The organism is Bradyrhizobium sp. UFLA03-84 (genome assembly GCF_002289535.1).
In the GTDB taxonomy this organism is placed as follows: domain Bacteria; phylum Pseudomonadota; class Alphaproteobacteria; order Rhizobiales; family Xanthobacteraceae; genus Bradyrhizobium; species Bradyrhizobium viridifuturi.
The window spans coordinates 397,548-420,479 of record NZ_NSJY01000014.1 but is presented as its reverse complement, the minus strand read 5'-3'; the positions used below and the strand labels follow the sequence as shown (position 1 = coordinate 420,479).

Annotated in this window: 13 protein-coding genes; 5 read left to right on the top strand and 8 right to left on the bottom strand. The window is 65.0% G+C overall.

The window, feature by feature from the left end; all coding sequences use genetic code 11:
* Nucleotides 1–28 precede the first annotated feature (28 nt).
* The 3 genes from CK489_RS23560 to CK489_RS23550 all read left to right on the top strand — a co-directional run bounded on the left by CK489_RS23560 (nt 29) and on the right by CK489_RS23550 (nt 4,679).
* Nucleotides 29–2,182: a type I secretion system permease/ATPase gene (locus CK489_RS23560; protein WP_095733986.1), complete on the top strand. Its 2,154-nt coding sequence runs from the start codon at nt 29–31 to the stop codon at nt 2,180–2,182.
* Between the two features lie 12 nt (nt 2,183–2,194).
* The gene (locus tag CK489_RS23555) at nt 2,195–3,445 is read left to right on the top strand and encodes an HlyD family type I secretion periplasmic adaptor subunit (protein WP_095733985.1); all 1,251 of its coding nucleotides are present in this window, start codon (nt 2,195–2,197) and stop codon (nt 3,443–3,445) included.
* Between the two features lie 220 nt (nt 3,446–3,665).
* Entirely contained in the window at nt 3,666–4,679 is a 1,014-nt protein-coding gene (locus CK489_RS23550; protein WP_095733984.1) for a transglutaminase-like cysteine peptidase, read from the top strand.
* A gap of 65 nt (nt 4,680–4,744) precedes the next feature.
* Here the strand turns inward: CK489_RS23550 and CK489_RS23545 are convergent, their stop codons facing one another.
* Nucleotides 4,745–15,115 (bottom strand): DUF5801 repeats-in-toxin domain-containing protein, encoded by a 10,371-nt coding sequence (locus CK489_RS23545; RefSeq protein ID WP_095733983.1) that lies wholly within the window; start codon nt 15,113–15,115, stop codon nt 4,745–4,747.
* A gap of 235 nt (nt 15,116–15,350) precedes the next feature.
* On the opposite strand from CK489_RS23545, the gene CK489_RS42340 reads away from it, so the two are divergent.
* On the top strand, nt 15,351–15,791 hold the full coding sequence (locus CK489_RS42340; protein WP_245350488.1) for a hypothetical protein: 441 nt from the start codon (nt 15,351–15,353) through the stop codon (nt 15,789–15,791).
* A 74-nt stretch (nt 15,792–15,865) separates the two neighbouring features.
* Here CK489_RS42340 and CK489_RS23535 read toward each other — a convergent pair whose 3' ends face one another.
* On the bottom strand, nt 15,866–16,456 hold the full coding sequence (locus CK489_RS23535) for a DUF3617 domain-containing protein (protein ID WP_244486097.1): 591 nt from the start codon (nt 16,454–16,456) through the stop codon (nt 15,866–15,868).
* 255 nt (nt 16,457–16,711) lie between these two features.
* Complete coding sequence (locus CK489_RS23525; RefSeq protein ID WP_143278208.1) at nt 16,712–17,278, bottom strand: DUF3617 family protein; 567 nt, start codon at nt 17,276–17,278, stop codon at nt 16,712–16,714.
* A 300-nt stretch (nt 17,279–17,578) separates the two neighbouring features.
* On the opposite strand from CK489_RS23525, the gene CK489_RS23520 reads away from it, so the two are divergent.
* Entirely contained in the window at nt 17,579–17,953 is a 375-nt protein-coding gene (locus CK489_RS23520) for a hypothetical protein (RefSeq protein WP_095733981.1), read from the top strand.
* A 66-nt stretch (nt 17,954–18,019) separates the two neighbouring features.
* Here CK489_RS23520 and CK489_RS23515 read toward each other — a convergent pair whose 3' ends face one another.
* From CK489_RS23515 to CK489_RS23495, 5 genes are all read right to left on the bottom strand, one after another.
* Nucleotides 18,020–18,280: a hypothetical protein gene (locus CK489_RS23515; RefSeq protein WP_050424419.1), complete on the bottom strand. Its 261-nt coding sequence runs from the start codon at nt 18,278–18,280 to the stop codon at nt 18,020–18,022.
* A 160-nt stretch (nt 18,281–18,440) separates the two neighbouring features.
* A complete protein-coding gene (locus CK489_RS23510) occupies nt 18,441–19,211 on the bottom strand; it encodes an SDR family NAD(P)-dependent oxidoreductase (RefSeq protein ID WP_095733980.1) in 771 nt (256 codons plus the stop codon).
* Between the two features lie 53 nt (nt 19,212–19,264).
* Entirely contained in the window at nt 19,265–20,062 is a 798-nt protein-coding gene (locus CK489_RS23505; RefSeq protein ID WP_095733979.1) for an SDR family NAD(P)-dependent oxidoreductase, read from the bottom strand.
* The gene (locus CK489_RS23500) at nt 20,062–21,450 is read right to left on the bottom strand and encodes a transaminase (RefSeq protein WP_095733978.1); all 1,389 of its coding nucleotides are present in this window, start codon (nt 21,448–21,450) and stop codon (nt 20,062–20,064) included. The genes CK489_RS23505 and CK489_RS23500 overlap by 1 nt, the downstream gene beginning before the upstream one ends.
* The gene (locus CK489_RS23495) at nt 21,447–22,931 is read right to left on the bottom strand and encodes an aldehyde dehydrogenase (protein WP_095733977.1); all 1,485 of its coding nucleotides are present in this window, start codon (nt 22,929–22,931) and stop codon (nt 21,447–21,449) included. The genes CK489_RS23500 and CK489_RS23495 overlap by 4 nt, the downstream gene beginning before the upstream one ends.
* Nucleotide 22,932 lies beyond the last annotated feature (1 nt).

The following is a 22,932-nucleotide window of genomic DNA, read 5'->3' as shown; positions in this document are numbered from 1 at the left end:
GCCTCCCGCGCCAAGTCGGCCGCGTGCATTGGGCGACGATCCCCTCACCGCATCGCTGACTTTTCTCGCGGCGCATCACGGCCGCGCCGTCAGCCGCGAAGCGCTGCTCGGCGGCCTTCCGATCACGGACGGGCGGCTGTCCGTCTCGCTCTACGATCGCGCGGCAAGGCGCGCGGGTCTGGAGACCGAGGCGATCAAGCGCGACATTTCGAACATTCCCGCTCTGGTGTTGCCGGCCGTCCTGATCATGAAGAACGGCTCTGCGCTGATCCTGCTCGGCACGGACGCGGCGGGCAAGACGATCAAGATCGTCGATCCGGCCACGCCGAATGCCCCGCGCGTCGCCGACATCGCTTCGCTTGCCGCGGACTATACCGGCTACGCGTTCCTGGTGCGAAGCGCCGCGCAGGCCGACGCACGCACTGTCGCCGCGGGAGACATTCCCAAGAACCACTGGTTCTGGTCGGTGGTGAAGACGCACTGGCGCAGCTACGGACACATTGCGATCGCCGCCTTCCTGACCAACATCCTCGCGCTGGCGACGCCGCTGTTCACGATGAGCGTCTACGACCGCGTCATCCCCAACGGGGCGATCCCCTCCCTGATCGCGCTGTCGATCGGCATGGGGCTCGGCATCGTCTTCGATTTCATCTTCCGCATGGTCCGCAGCCGTATGATCGACGTGACCGGCAAGACCATCGACGTCGTGCTCGCCGCCAACATCTTCGAGCACGTGATGTCGGTGAAGATGGCGCAGCGGCCGACCTCCGTCGGCATCATCGCCAACCAGCTCCGCGACTTCGATTCGGTGCGCGAATTCTTCACATCCGGAAGCGTGGTTTCGGCGACGGACCTGCTGTTCGCGATCCTGTTCGTCGGCGTGCTGTTCATCATCGCCGGGCCGCTGGCCTGGATCCCGCTGGTCATGCTCCCGCTGGTGATGCTGATCGGCTTCCTGCTGCAGCGCCCGCTCGATCGCGCGATGAAGCGGCTGCAGGCCGAATCCGCCGCCAGGCACGGCGTGCTCGTCGAGTCGCTGTCTAGCCTCGAGACCGTCCGCGCGACCGGCGCCGAAGCGCGGATGCAGACCCTGTGGGAACGCTCGGTCGCGGCGACCGCCCGATCCGGTGAGGACGTTCACTTCTGGTCGTCGATGTCGCTGACCAGCGCGGCCACCGCCCAGCAGATCACCAGCCTGCTCCTGGTCATCGTCGGCATTTTCCTGATCCTCGACGGCAAGCTGAGCGTCGGCGCGCTGGTCGCCTCAAACATGCTCGCCGGCCGCATCCTGGCGCCGATCGCCGGCATCGCCTCCGTGATCACCAAGGGAACGCAGACGCTGTCGGCGCTCAAGGCCATCGACCGCATCATGTCGATCGAGCGGGAACGCTCGCCGACCCGGTCCTATGTCGCAAGGCGGATCGACGACGGCAAGATCGCCTTCGAGAACGTGTCGTTCGCCTACCCCAACGCGCCGGGCAACGCGCTCGAAAAAGTCAGCTTCAAGATCGAGGGCGGAGAAAAGGTCGGCATCATCGGGCGGGTGGGATCAGGCAAGACCACGGTCGGCCGCTTGCTGCTCGGATTCTACGAGCCGAAGGAAGGCCGCATCCTGGTCGACGGCGTCGACTCGCGACAATACGACCCCTCGGACCTGCGCGCCGGCATCGGCTTTGCGATGCAGGACACCGACCTGTTCTACGGCAAGCTGCGCGACAACATCGCGCTCGGCAAGCCGGAGGCGACCGACGAGGAGATCCTGCTTGCCGCGCGGCTCTCCGGCGTCGAGAGCTTCATCGCCGGCCATCCGATGGGCTATGACATGCCCATCTCGGAAGGCGGCCGCAGCCTGTCGGGCGGCCAGAAGCAGGCGATCGGACTGGCGCGCGTCCTGATCCGCAAGCCGCGCGTGCTCTTCCTCGACGAGCCGACCGCGCACTTCGACATTCGCAGCGAGCAGGAATTCCTCGAGCGGCTCAAGGGGCTGCGCGACGACCGCATGACCATCATCATTTCGACCCATCGTCTGTCATTGCTGAACATGGTCGATCGCCTGCTGCTGTTCGACAACGGCCGCCTGGTGGCCGACGGCCCGCGCGACAAGGTGCTCGCCCTGCTCCAGGGCAAGCCCGCGGCTGCGGCGCCTGCGCCCGAGAATACGATCCAGCCGAAATCTGCATAACGAGCGAATATTATGGCGTCTTCCGATTTTGCCTTTGCAAACGACATCCGCTCCGCGGCGCTGCTGCGCACGCCCCGCACCTCCCGCATGCTGTTGTGGACGTCCTGCGCGCTGCTGGCGACGTTTGTGGTCTGGGCGCATTTTGCCGTGCTCGACGAAGTCAAACGCGGCAGCGGCCGCGTCGTGCCGTCGCGGCAGATGCAGGTGGTGCAATCGCTCGAAGGCGGCATCGTCGGCGACATCCTGGTGCGCGAAGGCGACATCGTTCAGCAGGGCCAGTCGCTGATGCGCATCGACGATACCAAATTCGCCTCCGAGTTCGGCGAGATCCGCGAGCGCCGCGCCGCGATGGCGGCGCGGGTGGCGCGCCTCGACGCCGAGGCGCGTGGACGCAGCGAGATCACCTTCCCGGACGATCTCGACAAGATCATTCCCGCAGCCGTCGCGACCGAGACCAGCGTGTTCAAGATGCGCGGGCAGAAGGTCGCGCAGGACATCGACGTCCTCAACCAGCAGGTCACCCGCCTCTCCGGCTCGCTGAAGCTGCTGGAACGTGAGCAGACCCTGACGCGCAAGCTGTATGATCAGAAGGTGGTGCCCGAGATCGAGATGCTGCGGCTCGACCGGCAGGCTACCGAGATGAAGGGACAGCTGGCCGAGGCGCAATCGAAGATCGCCAACATCACCGCGTCGTTCCGTTCGCAGGCCGACGAGGATCTGGCCAAATCGCGTGCTGACCTCGCCGTGCTCGACGAGAACATCAAATCCGCCCAGGACCGGGTGCGCCGCACCGATCTGAAGGCGCCGGTCCACGGCATCGTCAATAAATTGAACATCAGCACCATCGGTGCCGTGGTGCAGCCCGGCGCCAATCTGATGGACATCGTGCCGCTGGACGACACGCTGCTGGTGGAGGGGCGGATCCGTCCGCAGGACATCGCCTTCATCCGCCCCGACCAGGATGCGGTGGTCAAGATCAGCGCTTACGATTCCTCGGTCTATGGATCGCTCAAGGGCAAGGTCGAACGCATCAGCGCCGACACCATCGTCGACGACAAGGCGGAGAAGACCGAGCGCCAGGAAACCTTCTATCGGGTGATGGTGCGCACCGATAAGAACCATCTCGGCACCGAGCAGCATCCGCTGCCGATCATTCCCGGCATGGTCACCACGGTCGAAATCCTGACCGGCGAGAAGTCCGTGCTGGACTACATCGTGAAGCCCGCCCGCCTGCTGCGTGACGAGGCCCTGCGCGAGCGCTGATCGGGAACACGGTATCGGTGGTTAATCGATCATGACTTCAGGTCGTTCAATTTCGAACGAACCGGCAAACCCTGGATTGACCGCCTTCTCGACAATCCAGTCGGCGCGCCCCTCCACTTAACCCGCCTTAAGCGGCCAAGGCGCCAGTCTGCGTCCCGATAACAGCGGGGACGCAGATCGACGCACAGACGTTGACGGTCCCCGGCATTGGGGACGTCATATGAAGTCGCTGAAGTTCGCTTCGTCGGCCGTCATGGCCGTGGCTGCATTTTCAATAAGTCTTTGTGGTACGCCGTCCGCGTTTGCCGCGGACGAGCTCTCTTTCGGCACTCCCGCCGGCGAGCTTGCGCCGGCTTCGGATGCCGCGTCGAATCGCCCGCCGGCCACCTTCTTCACCATCACCGACGTCCTCGCCAAGCTCGATCGGCAGCGCGGCCGTGGACCGAACGCCATCCGCACCGCCGCGCTGACGCCGCCCAATACGGCGACCGATGCAATGCCGGCGGCAAAGCCGCTGCTGCCCGAGGGCACCGAGCCGTTCGGCCTGTTCACCTTTCGCGCGCCGGAGAACGGCCTGTGGCGCAAATGGCGTGGTCTTGAAGCCGATCTCGCCAGGGAGCACACCGTCCTCGAGCAGTGCCGCGAGAATGCGGCGGGCTGTCCGCCCAATGCCGCGCAATTCCTGCGGCTGATCGGCGCGGTCAAGGCCAAATCCGGACGCGAGCGACTGGATGAAGCCAACCGCGGCGTCAACCAGGCGGTCCGCTATGTCAGCGACTTCGCCCAGTTCGGCGAGGCCGACCGCTGGACGGCGCCGCTCGCCACCTTTGCCACCGGCAAGGGCGATTGCGAAGACTACGCGATCGCGAAGTACATCGCGCTCAGCGAAGCCGGCTTCCCGCGCGAGGAGCTGCGCCTGGTGCTGGGCCGCGATCGCGCCATCCGCCAGGATCATGCCGTGCTGGCGGCGCGGCTGGATGGCCATTGGCTGATCCTGGACAGCCGCCGCTCCGAGCTGATCGACGACGGCGAACTCGCCAACTTCACGCCGATGTTTGCGATCAACGAACGCGGCGTGCAGCTGTTTGCGGCGCCCTACGCCAAGCGGCTGCCGCTCGGCGACGAGCTCGACGCGGCGCCCGCCGCAGCGAATGTGGCGGAGGCCGAATGGACCGGCGCGGAGCAGTTCGAGGCGGCAGGGCCGCTCCCCGGTTTTCTGCCCGTGCTCATGTAGCAGCGCGCAAGCAAAAACAAACCCCGTCGAAAACTCGACGGGGTTTGCAGAATTCGTAGCGCCGATCAGTAGACGTGAACGTTTGTTGCGGCCGGCACGCCGGTGCTGACGTGCGCAAGGTCCACCTTGTCGGTGCCGGTACCGTTGGCCGAATACCACAGTTCTTGTGTTGCGGCGTTGAACACGAACTCCTTCCCGGTACCGCCATTCCAGGTCGCAGCGTTGGTCTCGTCGCCGGTATGGAAGTTGGCGGCGGCAACCGTGGATGCCTGGCCGATCGACAGATTGTCGCCGAGGTTGACGAAGATCTGGTCGGACAGCGCGTTGAAGTTGTTGATGGTGTCGTGTCCGCCGCCGTTCAACTGCAGGACGAAGGTGTCGTTGCCGGCGCCGCCGTTCAGGGTGTCGTTGCCGGCACCACCGTCGAGATAATTGCCGCCGGCGGCGAGGCCGGTCAGGGTATCGTTGCCGCTGCCGCCGAGAATGCCCTCGATGCTGCTGTAGGTATCACCCTGGGCGCTGCCACCAGTACCGGTACCGGTCTGCAGGTTGACCGTGACGCCGGTCGTATCGTCCCGATAGTCGACGATGTCCGTGCCTCCGCCGCCAACCACCGTATCGGTGTGCGAGCTCGTTGCGATGACGTCGGCGGTCGCGCCGCCCGTCAGCGTGAAGTTACCGCTGGAGTCGCCGGCGACGACATGGATGCCCAGCGTCGACGACGTCGTGTGATCGCCATCGCCATCGGTCGCCACGATCCCGAACGAGAGGTTTTGGTCCGATGGCAGAACCGTCTTTCCGATCTCCGCTGCTGTCAGGCGAATGCTCTCGTTTCCGACTCCCGTAACCTGCAGCAAATTGAATGAGATCGTTGGATCGATCAGCAGATGTCCAGTCGCATCCAGCGACGCCGTGCCGGATTGCGTGATGTTATGAACCGTGTCCGTCGCGGTCCACGACACGGTGTCGCCCACGTTGCCGGAATTGACGCTGAAGTTGACGAAATCCACAAACTGAGGGTTCGAATTTGGGAGGTCGTTGGTTCCAACTCCTGTCCCCGGCACATGAAACTCCATCGTGAACGTTTCCCCGCCATTGAGGAAGTTGTTCCCGACGCCAAAGCCTTGCGTTGAGGAGTTGATATCACCCGGAGAGGAAAATTCGATGCTGCCGTCAGCAAGTTCGACCCACGGAACGTGTCCGCTGGTCAGACCCAGCAAACTGTCGGTGACGGTCGTCGCCGCCTGCGGATGCAGCAGGTCGAACGTGTAAGTGCCGTCCTCGAACACCTTCAGATCGAACACCTGGGTCGCGCCGGCCGACCCGATCAGCTCCGTGCCGATCGCGTGACCACTGGCATCGGTCAACGTGACCGTCGAGTAGGCGATGCCCGCAATGGTCGGACCGGTGAGCGTGAACCCGCCGAAACCATCGGCGCCGAAGTTGACGGCGAAGGTACCGTGCACCGAGCCGATGTCGTTCGGCAGCGTCCCGTTGACGAATGCGCCGAGGGTCGGGCCGTCGTCGAGGAAGCTGATGTGTGTGCCGATGTCCGCGGACGAAGTCGCATGATCGCCATCGGAGTCGGTCACCGTAACCGTCGCGCCGACCTTGCCAGCCGCCATCGTGAGAACGTCGTTGGGGTTGGTCGTGTCGTTCTGATGCAGCGACAGGTATTCCGCCACATAAAGCTGACCGGTCGCCGGATCGATGGCGATCGCAAACGCCACCTTGCCGGTCAGGCTGGGGTTGGCGGCATCAGCGCCGACCGTACCGATGATCCGGCCGCTGGCATCCAGGGACAGCGTGATCGCCGTACCATCCGTCAGGGTCAGACCGGACGCAGCATTGAGCACCGACAGGGCATAGACCGTCGTCCCCGCGCCATCCGCACCGTAGCTGCCGCCGGATGCCGTCAGGATGCTGGCGGCCCCCGTGGAAGCGAAGCTGAGCGCACCGTTGTCCAGCACCGCGGACGATACGTCGGTATCGGTGCCCGCGTTCGCGACGGTCGCGAACAGACCGGCAACCGTCGCCGCAGCGCCATTGAACGTAATCGCGGTCGAGCCAAGAACGTCGCTTGCGCCACCGACCGTTTGGACGCCAGGCGTCTCGTCGACGCCCACCGTTGCCGCACTCACCGTCAGCGTCGGCGCCTTCGGACCGTCGTCACCGAACGAGATCTGGTGACCGACGTCGATCGAGGCCGAGGCCGTGACCGTCTTGTCGCCTTCGCTGTCGGTGGTGAACGCGCTTGCCTTCAGGTCGATCAGGTTGGCCGCAAGCTGCTTGACGTCGTTGATGTAGGAGCCGCTGTAGGTGTCGGTCTGCGAGTGGTCGATCGACTCGAACTGCGTCAGCGTCACGATGCCGGTGGTCAGGCCGACGCTCAGCGTGAACGCGGTGTTGCCGGCATTGATGCCGGCCTGGGTGGCCGAGGTCGAGCCGGTCACGATGCCGGTCACGCTGTCGAGATACAGGTAGATCGTGCTGCCGGCATGGGTCAGCCCGCTGGGGCTGCCGTTGGCCACGCCGCTATGCAGGCCGAGCGTGTAGTTGATCGTGGTCGCGCCGGCCCCGTCAGCACCATAGAGGTTGGTATTGCCGATGGTGAACGCGCCGGAGAAGTTCTCGGTCGCGATCGTCGCCGACGGATTGGTGTCGTGCGAATCCTGCGTACCGACGAAGTTGCCGCCGGCCAGGCCGCCGTCGAACGTCAGCAGCACCGGCGCCGTGAACGCCGCCAGCGTCACGGTCGGGGTCTGCGGACCGTCGTCACCGAACGAGATCTGGTGGCCGACATCGATCGAGGCCGAGGCCGTGACCGTCTTGTCGCCTTCATGATCCGTCGTGAACGCACTTGCGGTCAGGTCGATCAGGTTGGCGGCAAGCTGCTTGACGTCGTTGATGTAGGAGCCGCTGTAGGTGTCGGTCTGCGAGTGGTCGATCGACTCCAACTGCGTCAGCGTCACGATGCCGGTGGTCAGGCCGACGCTCAGCGTGAACGCGGTGTTGCCGGCATTGATGCCGGCCTGCGTGGCCGAGGTCGAGCCGGTCACGATGCCGGTCACACTGTCGAGATACAGGTAGATCGTGCTGCCGGCATGGGTCAGCCCGCTGGGGCTGCCATTGGCCACGCCGCTATGCAGGCCGAGCGTGTAGTTGATCGTGGTCGCGCCGGCCCCGTCAGCACCATAGAGGTTGGTATTGCCGATGGTGAACGCGCCGGAGAAATTCTCGGTCGCGATCGTCGCCGACGCATTGGTGTCGTGCGAGTCCTGGGTACCGGTGAAGTTGCCACCGGCCAGGCCGCCGTCGAACGTCAGCAGCACCGGCGCCGTGAACGCCGCCAGCGTCACGGTCGGGGTCTGCGGACCGTCGTCGCCGAACGAGATCTGGTGGCCGACATCGATCGAGGCCGAGGCCGTGACCGTCTTGTCGCCTTCATGATCCGTCGTGAACGCACTTGCGGTCAGGTCGATCAGGTTGGCCGCAAGCTGCTTGATATCGTTGATGTAGGAGCCGCTGTAGGTGTCAGTCTGCGAATGATCGATCGACTCCAGTTGCGTCAGCGTCACGATGCCGGTGGTGAGGCCGACGCTTAGCGTGAACGCGGTGTTGCCGGCATTGATGCCGGCCTGCGTGGCCGAGGTCGAGCCGGTCACGATGCCGGTCACGCTGTCGAGATACAGGTAGATCGTACTGCCGGCATGGGTCAGCCCGCTGGGGCTGCCATTGGCCACGCCGCTATGCAGGCCGAGCGTGTAGTTGATCGTGGTCGCGCCGGCCCCATCAGCGCCGTAGAGGTTGGTATTGCCGATGGTGAACGCGCCGGAGAAGTTCTCGGTCGCGATCGTCGCCGACGCATTGGTGTCGTGCGAGTCCTGGGGGCCGGTGAAGTTGCCGCCGGCCAGGCCGCCGTCGAACGTCAGCAGCACCGGCGCCGTGAACGCCGCCAGCGTCACGGTCGGGGTCTGCGGACCGTCATCGCCGAACGAGATCTGGTGACCGACGTCGACCGAGGCCGAAGCCGTGACCGTCTTGTCGCCTTCGCTGTCGGTGGTGAACGCGCTTGCGGTCAGGTCGATCAGGTTGGCGGCAAGCTGCTTGACGTCGTTGATGTAGGAGCCGCTGTAGGTGTCGGTCTGCGAGTGGTCGATCGACTCGAACTGGGTCAGCGTCACGATGCCGGTGGTCAGGCCGACGCTCAGCGTGAACGCGGTGTTGCCAGCGTTGATGCCGCCTGCGGTCGTCGAGGTCGAACCGGTGATGACGCCGCCGACGTCGTACAGGTAGATCGTGCTGCCGGCATGGGTCAGGCCGCTGCTAACGCCGTCGGCGACGCCGGTGTGGAAGCCCAGCGTGTAGTTGATCGTGGTCGCACCGGCTCCGTCAGCGCCATAGAGGTTGGTATTGCCGATGGTGAACGCGCCGGAGAAGTCTTCGGTCGCGATCGTCGCCGACGCGTTGGTGTCGTGCGAGTCCTGGGCACCGGTGAAGTTGCCGCCGGCCAGGCCGCCGTCGAACGTCAGCAGCACCGGCGCCGTGAACGCCGCCAGCGTCACGGTCGGGGTCTGCGGGCCGTCGTCGCCGAACTCGATCTGATGACCGACGTCGACCGAGGCCGAAGCCGTGACCGTCTTGTCGCCTTCGCTGTCGGTGGTGAACGCGCTCGCGGTCAGATCGATCAGGTTGGCCGCGATCTGCTTGATGTCGTTGATGTAGGAGCCGCTGTAGGTGTCGGTCTGCGAGTGGTCGATCGACTCCAGCTGGGTCAGCGTCACGATGCCGGTGGTCAGGCCGACGCTCAGCGTGAACGCGGTGTTGCCAGCGTTGATGCCGCCCGCGGTCGTCGAGGTCGAACCGGTGATGACGCCGCCGACGTCGTACAGGTAGATCGTGCTGCCGGCATGGGTGAGGCCGCTGCTAACGCCGTCGGCGACGCCGGTGTGGAAGCCCAGCGTGTAGTTGATCGTGGTCGCACCGGCGCCGTCAGCGCCATAGAGGTTGGTGTTGCCGATGGTGAACGCACCGGAGAAGTCCTCGGTCGCGATCGTCGCCGACGCATTGGTGTCGTGCGCATCCTGCGTACCGGTGAAGTTGCCACCGGCCAGGCCGCCGTCGAACGTCAGCAGCACCGGCGCCCTGAACGCCGCCAGCGTCACGGTCGGGGTCTGCGGGCCGTCATCGCCGAACTCGATCTGATGACCGACGTCGACCGAGGCCGAAGCCGTGACCGTCTTGTCGCCTTCGCTGTCGGTGGTGAATGCGCTCGCGGTCAGATCGACCAGGTTGGCCGCGATCTGCTTGATGTCGTTGATGTACGAGCCGCTGTAGGTGTCGGTCTGCGAGTGGTCGATCGACTCCAGCTGCGTCAGCGTCACGATGCCGGTGGTGAGGCCGACGCTCAGCGTGAACGCGGTGTTGCCGGCGTTGATGCCGCCCGCGGTCGTCGAGGTCGAGCCGGTGATGACACCGCCGACGTCGTACAGGTAGATCGTGCTGCCGGCATGGGTCAGCCCGCTGTCGACGCCGTCGGCCACGCCGGTGTGGAAGCCCAGCGTGTAGCTGATCGTGGTCGCACCGGCGCCGTCGGCGCCGTAGAGGTTGGTGTTGCCGATGGTGAACGCGCCGGAGAAGTCTTCGGTCGCGACCGTCGCCGACGCATTGGTGTCGTGCGCATCCTGCGTGCCGGTGAAGTTGCCGCCGGCGAGGCCGCCGTCGAACGTCAGCAGCACCGGCGCCGTGAACGCCGCCAGCGTCACGGTCGGGGTCTGCGGGCCGTCATCGCCGAACTCGATCTGGTGACCGACGTCGATCGTGGCCGTCGCCGTGACCGACTTGTCGCCTTCGCTGTCGGTGACGAACCCGCTCGCCGTCAGGTCGATCAGGTTGGCCGCGATCTGCTTGACGTCATTGATATACGAGCCGCTGTAGGTGTCGGTCTGCGAGTGGTCGATCGACTCCAGCTGCGTCAGCGTCACGATGCCGGTGGTGAGGCCGACGCTCAGCGTGAACACCGTGTTGCCGGCGTTGATGCCGCCTGCGGTCGTCGAGGTCGAACCGGTGATGACGCCGCCGACGTCGTACAGGTAGATCGTGCTGCCGGCATGGGTCAGCCCGCTGGCACTACCATCGGCGACGCCGGTGTGCAGTGCGAGCGTGTAACTGATGGTCGTGGATCCTGGACCATCCGCTCCGTACAGACTGGTGTTGCCGACCGTGAACGCGCCGGAGAAGTCCTCGGTCGCGATCGTCGCCGATGCGTTGGTGTCGTGCGAGTCCTGGGTACCGGTGAAGTTGCCACCGGCCAGGCCGCCGTCGAACGTCAGCAGCACCGGTGCGTTGAACGCTCCCGGCGTCACAGTCGGGGCCTGCGGGCCGTCATCGCCGAACTGGATCTGGTGGCCGACGTCGACCGAGGCCGAAGCCGTGACCGTCTTGTCGCCTTCGCTGTCGGTGGTGAACGCGCTCGCGGTCAGATCGATCAGGTTGGCAGCAAGCTGCTTGACGTCGTTGATGTAGGCGCCGTTGTAGATGTCGGTCTGCGAGTGGTCGATCGACTCCAGCTGGGTCAGCGTCACGATACCGGTGGTGAGGTCGACGCTGAGCGTGAACGCGGTGTTGCCGGCGTTGATGCCGCCCGCGGTCGTCGAGGTCGAACCGGTGATGACACCGCCGACGTCGTACAGGTAGATCGTGCTGCCGCCATGGGTCAGCCCGCTGTCGACGCCGTCGGCGACGCCGGTGTGGAAGCCCAGCGTGTAGTTGATCGTGGTCGCACCGGCTCCGTCAGCGCCATAGAGGTTGGTGTTGCCGATGGTGAACGCACCGGAGAAGTCTTCGGTCGCGACCGTCGCCGACGCATTGGTGTCGTGCACATCCTGGGTACCGACGAAGTTGCCGCCGGGCAAACCGCCGTCGAACGTCAGCAGCACCGGCGCCCTGAACGCCGCCAGCGTCACGGTCGGGGTCTGCGGGCCGTCGTCGCCGAACTCGATCTGATGACCGACGTCGACCGAGGCCGAGGCCGTGACCGTCTTGTCGCCTTCGCTGTCGGTGGTGAACGCGCTTGCCGTCAGATCGATCAGGTTGGCCGCGATCTGCTTGATGTCGTTGATGTACGAGCCGCTGTAGGTGTCAGTCTGCGAGTGGTCGATCGACTCCAGCTGGGTCAGCGTCACAATGCCGGTGGTGAGGTCGACGCTGAGCGTGAACGCGGTGTTGCCGGCGTTGATGCCGCCTGCGGTCGTCGAGGTCGAACCGGTGATCACGCCGCCGACGTCGTACAGGTAGATCGTGCTGCCGCCATGGGTCAGCCCGCTGTCGACGCCGTCAGCGACGCCGGCGTGGAAGCCCAGCGTGTAGTTGATCGTGGTCGCACCGGCGCCGTCGGCGCCATAGAGGTTGGTATTGCCGATGGTGAACGCGCCGGAGAAGTCTTCGGTCGCGATTGTCGCCGACGCGTTGGTGTCGTGCACATCCTGCGTGCCGGTGAAATTGCCGCCGGCCAGGCCACCGTCGAACGTCAGCAGCACCGGCGCCGTGAACGCCGCCAGCGTCACGGTCGGGGTCTGCGGGCCGTCATCGCCGAACTCGATCTGGTGGCCGACGTCGACCGACGCCGAGGCCGTGACCGTCTTGTCGCCTTCACTGTCGGTGGTGAACGCGCTCGCCGTCAGATCGATCAGGTTCGCCGCGATCTGCTTGATGTCGCTGAGATACGAGCCGTTGTAGGTGTCGGTCTGCGAGTGGTCGATCGACTCCAGTTGCGTCAGCGTCACGATACCGGTGGTGAGGTCGACGCTGAGCGTGAACGCGGTGTTGCCGGCGTTGATGCCGCCTGCGGTCGTCGAGGTCGAGCCGGTGATCACGCCGCCGACGTCGTACAGGTAGATCGTGCTGCCGGCATGGGTCAGCCCGCTGTCGACGCCGTCAGCGACGCCGGCGTGGAAGCCCAGCGTGTAGTTGATCGTGGTCGCACCGGCGCCGTCGGCGCCATAGAGGCTGGTATTGCCGATGGTGAACGCGCCGGAGAAGTCTTCGGTCGCGATTGTCGCCGACGCGTTGGTGTCGTGCGAGTCCTGGGTGCCGGTGAAGTTGCCGCCGGCCAGGCCGCCGTCGAACGTCAGCAGCACCGGCGCCGTGAACGCCGCCAGCGTCACGGTCGGGGTCTGCGGGCCGTCATCGCCGAACTGGATCTGGTGGCCGACGTCGACCGACGCCGAGGCCGTGACCGTCTTGTCGCCTTCGCTGTCGGTGGTGAACGCGCTCGCCGTCAGATCGATCAGGTTCGCCGCGATCTGCTTGATGTCGCTGATATACGAGCCGTTGTAGGTGTCGGTCTGCGAGTGGTCGATCGACTCCAGTTGCGTCAGCGTCACGATACCGGTGGTGAGGTCGACGCTGAGCGTGAACGCGGTGTTGCCGGCGTTGATGCCGCCTGCGGTCGTCGAGGTCGAGCCGGTGATGGCGCCGCCGACATCGTACAGGTAGATCGTGCTGCCGGCATGGGTCAGCCCGCTGTCGACGCCGTCGGCCACGCCGGCGTGGAAGCCCAGCGTGTAGTCGATCGTGGTCGCACCGGCGCCGTCGGCGCCGTAGAGGTTGGTGTTGCCGATGGTGAACGCGGTCGAGAAGTCCTCGGTCGCGACCGTCGCCGACGCATTGGTGTCGTGCACATCCTGCGTGCCGGTGAAGTTGCCGCCGGCGAGGCCACCGTCAAACGTCAGCAGTTCTCCAGTTTTCAATCCCGAGAGCGTAACCGTCGGCACCTTCGGACCGTCGTCGCCGAATTGAACGTTGCCGCCCAGATCGAGCACGGCCGAGATCGTGGCGGAGGTATCGCCATCGTTGTCGGTGGTAACGGCACTGGCCTTCAGATCGATAAGGTTCGCAGCCAGCGACTTGATGTCGTTGATGTACGAGCCGTTGTAGGTATCCGTCTGCGAGTGATCGATCGACTCGAACTGGGTCAGCGTCACGATGCCGGTGGTGAGGCCGACGCTCAGCGTGAACACCGTGTTGCCGGCGTTGATGCCGCCTGCGGTGGCCGACGTCGAACCGGTGATCACACCGCCAACGTCGTACACGAAGATCGTGCTGCCGGCATGCGTGAGTCCGCTGGCGCTGCCGTCGACCACGCCAGCGTGCAGGCCAAGCGTGTAGCTGATCGCCGTTGTACCGCCGTCGGCACCGGCAGCGTTCAAATTGCCGAACGTGAACGCACCGGAGAAGTTCTCCGTCGCGACCGTCGCCGACGCATTGGTGTCGTGCACATCCTGCGTACCGGTGAAGTTACCGCCGGCCAAGCCGCCGTCGAATGTCAGCAGTTCTCCCGGATTTACTCCAGACAGCGTCACCGTCGGATTGAGCGGACCATCGTCCAGGAACGTCAGATGCGGACCGACATCGGCAGTCGCGGTGCCCGTCTGGTTGAAGAGATCCGTCACCGTCGCCGTCAGCGTCACCATCCCGGCAGGCAGATGCACGCCTTCGTTGATGTCGCCGCCCGCCTCGCCGACGCCCTCGTGCATCGCGCGCAGATCGGTGAGCGTGATATGGCCGGTTGCGTCCACGGAGATCGTGAAGTCAGCGAGGCCGTTCTGGCCTCCTTCCCTGCCGACGACCTGCCCGTTCTCCAGGAACAGGAACACGTGGTTGCCGGTCTGCGAATCGATCAAGCCGGAATCGACGCCTTGCGCACTGACCGACAGCGCGAAGGTCAGCGATTTCTCGCCGCCGGGCACGGAGATCGAGAACGGCATCAGCCCCGTCGCCACGGTCGACCCTGCGGGCCCCAGTCCGGAACCGGCGACGCCGTTGGTCGCAACAGTCAGGAAGCTCTCATCGACCGCCAGGTCCGGCGCAGTGCCCAATGAAATCGTCGGAGCCGGAGAGATCCCGTTGAGCACGAAGCCGGTCGGCGCGTTGTCCGTGAAGCCCGGCAGTTCTTCGTTCCCCGCCAGCGCGTTGGTGCCGACAGGGGCGAGCGGATCAACCGCGAACGGGCTGAAGTTCGCACCGCTCGCCTGCGCGTTGCCGTTCGAGTTGCCGCCATTGTCGGCTGCCGGCAACACGGAGCCATCCGTGCCGATCGGAAACAGGCTTGCAAATTCCTGCACCGAGACGTCGCGCCCCGGCGCCATTTCGATGGTGATGTTGTGCTGCCCGTCCGTGCGGGAGTCGAAGAACGGCTCAACCGTGACGGTCGACTGGTTGTCGAACAGGATGATCAGCTTTTCGCCGATGTGAACCAGCGTGATCTTTTCGTTGGCGATCGACGAGAAGTCGACCTTCACCTTCTGGTCGTATCCGAGATTGACGACCACTGCCTGATCGGTCAGCGGCTTCGTCAGCTTGTAAATTCGTACGGGAGCCGAATTGGTGGAATTGCCGGTGCCGGTAGCCTGAGCGACCTGAAACGAACCCTGCATTATCAACTCCGCAAAATGCGATTAGAGGAAAAATTGTAGAAAAATTTAGTTTTAGGCTATTGTTAACCCTCCCCCCGGTCAAGGAATGTATTTGGTTAATCAATGCTTTCCGTGGAAGTGTGGTAAAGATCGGACAGGTCGAGGCTGCAAGAACAACGGCTTAGCCCGATTTACTTGGTCGCAAGGCAGTATTTGCCCGGCCCTGTTCGTCCCGATCGGCGATTTGGAGCGGTCGATGCGTGTGATTCTTCAGGCGTGCGCCGCCATTTTGATTTGCGGCTGTTTCGGTGCGGCGGCCGCGCAGGCCCCCCAACAACCGGTCCCCTCCGAGACCACGGTCGAACGCCAGTATCGGGCGCTGGCCAACCGGGACACCCAAATCGGCATCTACCTAAATGTATTGCCCGACTGCACGTCGGGGCCATTGCCGACCATCCGCCTGGTCAGTCCACCCACCGCCGGGAAGGTTGTGGTGAAGTCAGCGAAGGCCAAGGCCACCAATTACAAGGCCTGTCTGGCGCTCGAGGTGCCCGCCTATGTCGCCTTCTACAAGGCGCCGCCCGAATTCCTTGGCGACGATGTCCTGACCATCGAGGTCAAGTACCAGGGCGGCCGCACCGAGATTCAGAAGATCACCGTCAAGGTCAGCGGGCCCGGCGGCCAGCAGAAGATCTGAGGCGCCAGAGGCGATTGCTCCCGCCGATCCAGCGGGTGCATCGGCATGAAGCCGCGCCAGGCCTGAACGCCGCCCTAGAGCGGCTCGCCCTCTGCCGTCTCCTGCTCCACATCGTGCGCGACCTCGCTCGGCGCGGCGGCCGGCTGACGAAGCTGCGCCCGGTCCTCGTGGCAGTCGCTGATCCGGCGCGCGACCACCCGGTCCGTCCGCGGCGCCTGGCCGTGGACTTCATTGACCTCGGTATAGGCCTCGTCGCTCAGCACCGTGATGACGGTGCTGACCGGCCCCATGTAGTCGCAGCGGTTGGAAAAGACGTACTTGTTGTTCACCTTCTCCGGCCTCGACGAATGGCAATTTCCGATCGACGGCGACGAGAACGTCGCCTTCATCGCCTGGGTCGGGTCGACACAGCGCAGCATTTCGCGCTCGAGCAGCTTTTGCCGGACATTCGAGGGCGACACGAGCTCCATCGTCCGCACGAACCGCCACATCCCCTTTCGGAAGGTCGGCCCGCTGAAGCTCTCCTCGGCCACAGCACTCCGGGAAGCGAGCAAGGATAGGGAAAGCGCCATCACGGCACCAAGCGCGCAGGCGAAGACCTTCGACTGCCCGAAGCCCTCACGCGAAGTCATTTGATGAATCCTTATCGGCTGCACGGTGCGCATCGCGTGACTTCACTTGAAGCACGCCCAACCTCACTTCATTCCAGAACACTTCGCGTTAAGGTCGAGTAAATACTCGTCCTTTTGGTTGAGGTTCTCCGCGGCCAAATGCTCGACCCGGCGCGAGGCAGCATCAAGGCTGACCGCGGAAAACCCGCTCCGTAAAAATACGGCCGGGGGCGGCTCCGCCGCGAAACCGGGCCCACGCGTCAGCCCCTGGCGAGCTGACGCCGGCACGAGCCTTTGGCCGATCGCGAGCTAGTGCTGCAAGCGCGCCGCGGCGGTTTTTTCGGAGTTGGCGGCGCCGGCATCGTCACAGTCGCCGATCCGCGTGGCGACCACCGTGTCGGTCCTTGGATGCTCGCCGGTGCTGACCTCGTTCAGCTCGGTATACGCCTCGTCGCTGCGCACGGTGATCACGGTGCTGACCGCGCCCATGTAGTCGCACCGATGCCCGAAGGTGTATCGATTGCCGACCTTCTCAGGCTTGTCCGAGACACAGCCTCCGACCGGTTCTGGCGAGAAGGTGGCCTTCATGGCGAAGGTCGGGTCGACGCAGCGCGTCGTCTCCGCGTTGACCACCCGGTACTTGAAATTCTTGTTCGCGCTCCTGACGACGTCGAGCGTTCGGATGAAGCGCCACAGGCCCTTGCGAAAGCTCGGGCCGGAGAACGATTGATCGCCTTGGGCGGGTTGAGCCGCCGCTGTCCGGCCATTCACCGGCTGAGGAGATGGCGTCTGCGCGTGCACCGTCAGCGACGACACGGGGACGATCATGAAGGTCAGTACCGAACCTGCAATGGCACCACGGAAGTTCATTCCCACCCCCGATGTTCGTCCAAAACCCGTTCGCGATACGATCCGGCCTGGCGCGTGAAGCAGTCCCTGCGCAACGACTCAACTACCCCCACCACTTGCAGGCCAATTGTGGCCAGTAAAGGCACGTTGTCGCAGCCGGACGATCTTCAGCTCAATTCAGTTCCACTGCAGCAAACTTGCAACAGTTTGCGCTCCAACACGGTGCATGGCGCTGCCGCAGGTTTGACCTTGGAGCCTTTTTTTGCTCATTTAGCGCCAGTTATTTTTCCTCAATTACTTAGCCTATCGCTGGACGAGGGGGCACTGATGCGGATTCGGTTTTGCTACATGGTCGCGGGCATTTTGGCTCTGGGTGCAACGCTGTCGGGCCATGCGAGGCCGGCGGCGGCCGCGGATCTCGGCCTGGTCACGAAAGCACCGGTCGGCACCTGCACCGAGATCGTGTTCACCTGCGAGAACGGTCATCAATATCCGCTGTGCCCGCGCGCCGTGTCGGTCGAGGGCGAGGTGGTCACGGCCTCCCTGCTCACGGGCCGTGGCGGCATCCATGTGCGGCACGTTCCGATGGGCGTCGGCTATCGCTATGCCGGCCGCGGCGTCTGGCTGGATGGCTTCCGGGAAAATGCGCTGCTCAACTTCGGCAAGCACCATCAGGTGGCGTGCACCATCGCGCACTCATAAGGCGCAGGCGCTCTGCGTCACTCCGATTGGCGTGACGCAGAACTCTTCAAACCGCGAAGTTGCTCCTCACCCCTTGGTGCGGAGCACGACGCGCGACGATCGTGAGAACATATACGCCTTCGGATGGACGTAGACCGGGCAGTAATCCTGCCACTGGTACAGCTGCCAATTCCATTTCCAGCAGCCAGATTCAATCTGCGGCTCCTGCACGTAGTCCAGCCGGTACGGCGGATCGCCGAACGGATAGTCGCCGCATTTCGCCGCCGTCGATGACAGGACGACGATGGAAGCGGCCGCAGCAATGATCACGGAAAATGACTTGTTCATAACGCCCCTCGATCGAATGACGTAACGGCGCAAGAGTGCCAAATCCACCGGGCCTTATCAAGGTGCCGGCCGCCACACCCCGCCGCCAATCGACCGTTCCAGAGCGTTTTCGAGCGAAGTGGATCCCGGTTCGCGTGAAGAAAACGCGTCAGACAAAAATCTAGACCGCGCGATTCTGCGTCGGCGCGCGGCCGCCGCCATCGGCGACCAGCACCGCTCCCGTCACGAACGACGCCTCGTCGGACGCCAGGAACAGACAGCACGCCGCGATCTCGGCCGGCTCGGCCATCCTGCCCAAAGCGATCCGTTGTTCGACGCCGCGAAACTCTGTCTCGGCATTGGTGCCGTTCTGGTCCGCGAGCAGTTGCATTTCATAGGTGCTCATCGGCGTCCGCACCCAGCCGGGCGCCACGGCATTGGCTCTGACGCCGTCGGCGCCGTGCGCGTAGGCCAGCGAACGCGTATAGGCGACGACCGCCGCCTTGCTGGCGGCGTAGCTTGCGCTGTCCGGGCTGGCATTGAACGCGGCAACCGAGGCGATGTTGACGATGGCGCCGCCGCGCTGCCGCAGCAGCGGCAAGGATGCCCGGCAGACCCGCATCGTACCCGTCAGGTTCACGTCAAGCGTTCTGGCCCAGACCTCGTCGGAGACGCTTGCGGGCTGATCCGGCACGATCAGGCCGGCGGCGTTGACGACGATGTCGAGCCACGCGCCGCAGGCGGTAACGGCCTTGGCGACGTCGTCCGGCCGGGTGACGTCACCATGGACCGCCTGCCCACCGCACTCGGCCGCCGCGGCCTCAAGCTCGGCGTCGCCGAGGCCGAACAGCACGACGCGCGCGCCGCTCAGCGCCAGCAATGTCGCCGTGGCCCGCCCGATCCCGGTGGCCGCGCCCGTCACCAGCGCCGTCTTTCCATCCAACCGCGGCATCAATGCATGATCCGGAAAGGTGGAAATCTGCGCACCGAAGAGATCATGCCCATCTAGAGCCCCCACTGCCGTTCGACGGCAAATCCGGTCTCCGGCAGCGTCGAACCGCCATCGACCACGATGGTCTGCCCGGTGACGTATCTGGCCTCAACGGAGGCGAGATAGAGCATGGCGCAGGCGATATCGTCGGCGCTTCCCATATGCCCCATCGGAATGAAGCGTTCGAGCTTCGCCTTGTTCTCCGGCGCGCTCATGGTGCCGCGGCCGGGCTTCTCGATGAAGCCGGCCTCCACACCGTTGACCGTGATGCCATCGCGCGCGAGCTCGAAGGCGGCACCGCGGATAAACGCGTTTGCGCCCGCTTTCGCCGCCGAATAATGCGCGCCGCCGCCCATCGCAACGCGCGCGGACACCGAGGACGTCACGAGGATGCGCCCGAACTTGTTGGCACGCATATGCGGAATTGCCGCCTGTGCAAGCCAGATGCTGGCGTTCAGGTTCAGCGCCAGCGTCTCGTCGAGCCTGGCTTCATCGAGTTCTTCCAGCGAGGCCCACGGACAGCCGCCGGCATTGTGCACGACGATATCGAGCCGGCCGTATCTGGCGGCCACATCGTCGACCATTGCGCGCAAGCTGCTGCGATCGAGCCGGTCGAACGGGACGCAATGCGCCGTCCCGCCTTCTGCCACCAGTTCGCGCGCGAGCGCTTCGGCGACGTCGGTCGTACGGTTGGCAATCACGGCGATCGCGCCGACCTGCGCGAGCCGCCTCACGATGGCCGCGCCGATCCCCCTGCCTCCACCCGTGACGATGGCGACTCGGCCGTCAAGGTTGAACGGACCCGCCTGCATCAGATTGCTCCCGCACCTTTCAGCAAATCGATGAACTGCGCGAACGCCGCCGTGTGCATGTCGACGTCCCGCGCCGAGGTCGCCGGGCACATCAGCAACATCGTGTGGAACGGTGTCACCAGAATGCCCTCGTTCATGTAGAACGCATGCAGCAGGGTCTCGAGATCGGGTTGTCTGCCTGCGATGACGTCGGCGCCGCTGCGCGGCGGCTGCGGCATGAACATGATCTCGGCGCGAGCGCCGATCTGGGTGACGTGCCAGGGCAGACCGACCGCTTCGATCAGCCGGCGCGCTTCCTGCGCGAGCCAGGTCGCCGTTCCGATCATCCGCTCGTAATTCGCAGAGGTCAGGACCTTCTCAAGCACCGCGCGCATGGTGGCGACCGTCAGCGCGTTGCCGGCGAGCGTGCCGCCGAAGCCGAGATGCGCGGACTGCCGCTGGCGCGGATTGACGTGCGGAACGAGTTTCCAGAGCCGCTCGGCGATCTCCTGGCTGAGCCCGAACACGCCGGCGGGGATGCCACCCGCGATCGCCTTGCCGGCGACAAAGATGTCGGACTCCAGGCCATACGCCTGGCTGTAACCTCCCGGTCCGCAGGACAGCGTGTGGGTCTCGTCGATGATGAGCACGGTGCCGGCGCGCCGGGTCAGGTCGCGCAAGGCCTGGTGAAAACCAGGATCGACCGGGATCATGCCGAAATTCGTCATCAGCGGCTCGGTCAGCACGCAGGCGACGTCGCCCTGCGCCAGCGCCGCCTCGAGTGCCGCGACGTCGTTGAACTCGACCACCCGGCTCACCGCGTCATGATCGATGCCGTTGGGATGGATCATGTTGCGCAGGCCGACCCGGCCGTCGCGGATCTCGACATGCGCTTCCTCGACGCCGCCATGATAGCAGCCGGAGAACACCAGCACCTTGCGCCGGCCGGTGATCATGCGCGAGATCCGGATCGCGGCGCGATTGGCGTCGGTCGCCGACGTCGTCAACGTCCAGTATTTCGGACCGAAGCGGCGCGACAGTTCGGCGCCGACCCAGAGACTGTCTTCGGTCGGCAGCATCATGGTCGCGCCACGCTTGAGCTGCGCGAGCGCGGCTTCCGTCACCGCCTCCGGTGCGTGCCCGCACATGCCGCCGGTATCGCCGAGGCAGAAATCGATATAGTCGCGCCCGTCGATATCCCTGATATGTGCGCCCTGCGCCTCCTCGGCATAGATCGGAAAGCCGCCGGCCCAGCGCCGCATCCAGTGCGACGGGCCGCCATAGAGGTAATGCTGCCGGCCTTCCTGCCACGCCGCGGCCGATCGCGGGTGCAGCGCGCGAAAGCGCTCCTGCTCCGCATCGAGCAATCGGTTCAGAATGCCGGCTCGCTCAGTCGTTGCAGATGTCATAGCGCGATCCAGGCGGTCTTGAGGTCGGTATAGGCGTCGAGGGCGTGGAGCGACTTGTCGCGTCCGAAGCCGGATTGCTTGAATCCACCGAGCGGCACCGTGATGTCGGCGCCGCCATAGGCATTGACGTGCACGACGCCCGCCCTCACCGCGCGCACCATGCGGTGCGCTGTCGACAGAGCGCCGGTCCACACCGCCGACGCAAGCCCGTAGGGTGTCGCATTGGCGAGCGCGATGGCATCGTCCTCGCTATCGAACCGCGTGACCGAGAGCACCGGACCGAACACCTCCTCGCGCCAGACCTCCATCTCCGGCGTTACCTCGGCGAGGATCGCCGGCGCCATGAAGTTGCCGCCGCTCTCAATGCGGATCTGCTCGCCGCCGATCAGCCGCGTCGCACCCTGCTCTTCCGCGCGGGCCACGGCATCGAGGTTCTTGCGCAGCTGCTCCTTGCTCGCGACGGCGCCGATATCGGACGTCAGATCGAGGGGATCGCCAACCCGGAGCTTCGCGGTGGCACCGAGCAGTTCGTCCATGAAGCGGTCATAGATCGCAGACTGCACCAGCAGCCGCGAGCCGGCGACACAGACCTGGCCGGAGTTGCGGAAGATGCCGTTGGCCGAGACCCTGGCCGCGTGCTTGATGTCGGGCACATCGGCAAACACGATGTTGGGCGACTTGCCGCCAAGCTCGAGATGCACCCGCTTCAAGTTCGACCGCGCCGAGCATTCCAGCAGCCGTCGGCCGACCGCGCCCGAGCCGGTGAAGGCCAGCACATCGACATCCATATGCAGCGCGAGCGCCTCGCCGGCCGATGCGCCGCGGCCGGTGACGACGTTGAACACGCCGTCCGGCAGGCCCGCTTCGGTCGCGAGCTCAGCCAACCGTAGCAGTGTGAGCGACGCCAGCTCCGGCGGTTTGACCACGACCGAGTTACCTGCGGCGAGCGCAGGAGCGATCTTCCAGGCGCCGATCATCAGCGGGAAATTCCATGGCACGATGACACCGACGACGCCGAGCGGCTCACGATGCACCAGCCCGAGCACGTCGGCGGAGGTCGGCGCGATCTCGCCATACACCTTGTCGATCGCCTCGGCGTAGTAGCGGACAGTGCCTGCCGCCGACAGCGGTTCGGCCTTGTAGGCCATGCCGATCTCGGTGCCGTTGTCGCGCACGCCGAGCACGGCGATCTCCAGCGCATGCTGCTCGATGAGATCGGCGAACCGCAGCAGAACCTTCTTGCGCAGCGCGGGCGCAGCGCGCGACCAGCGTCCCTGCTCGAAGACCTGCCGCGCCTGTCTCACCGCATGGTCGACATCGGCAGCATCGCCGTCGGCAATGCTGGCCAGCAGCTTGCCGTCGATCGGCGACACGACGTCGAGCCGCGCCGTGCCGACCGCCTGCACGACGCGGCCGCCGATGAAGAGCTGCTGTGCCGGAATGGCGGCGGATCGGTACAGATCGATCTGGGCTTGCTGCATG

What these genes read in the sequence shown, in the direction of transcription:
- CK489_RS23555 (WP_095733985.1), top strand. Translation starts at nt 2,195, where the DNA reads ATGGCGTCTTCCGATTTTGCCTTTGCAAACGACATCCGCTCCGCGGCG.
- CK489_RS23550 (WP_095733984.1), top strand. Translation starts at nt 3,666, where the DNA reads ATGAAGTCGCTGAAGTTCGCTTCGTCGGCCGTCATGGCCGTGGCTGCA.
- CK489_RS23545 (WP_095733983.1), bottom strand. Translation starts at nt 15,115, where the DNA reads ATGCAGGGTTCGTTTCAGGTCGCTCAGGCTACCGGCACCGGCAATTCC.
- CK489_RS42340 (WP_245350488.1), top strand. Translation starts at nt 15,351, where the DNA reads ATGCGTGTGATTCTTCAGGCGTGCGCCGCCATTTTGATTTGCGGCTGT.
- CK489_RS23535 (WP_244486097.1), bottom strand. Translation starts at nt 16,456, where the DNA reads ATGCGCACCGTGCAGCCGATAAGGATTCATCAAATGACTTCGCGTGAG.
- CK489_RS23520 (WP_095733981.1), top strand. Translation starts at nt 17,579, where the DNA reads ATGCGGATTCGGTTTTGCTACATGGTCGCGGGCATTTTGGCTCTGGGT.
- CK489_RS23515 (WP_050424419.1), bottom strand. Translation starts at nt 18,280, where the DNA reads ATGAACAAGTCATTTTCCGTGATCATTGCTGCGGCCGCTTCCATCGTC.
- CK489_RS23510 (WP_095733980.1), bottom strand. Translation starts at nt 19,211, where the DNA reads ATGCCGCGGTTGGATGGAAAGACGGCGCTGGTGACGGGCGCGGCCACC.
- CK489_RS23505 (WP_095733979.1), bottom strand. Translation starts at nt 20,062, where the DNA reads ATGCAGGCGGGTCCGTTCAACCTTGACGGCCGAGTCGCCATCGTCACG.
- CK489_RS23500 (WP_095733978.1), bottom strand. Translation starts at nt 21,450, where the DNA reads ATGACATCTGCAACGACTGAGCGAGCCGGCATTCTGAACCGATTGCTC.
- CK489_RS23495 (WP_095733977.1), bottom strand. Translation starts at nt 22,931, where the DNA reads ATGCAGCAAGCCCAGATCGATCTGTACCGATCCGCCGCCATTCCGGCA.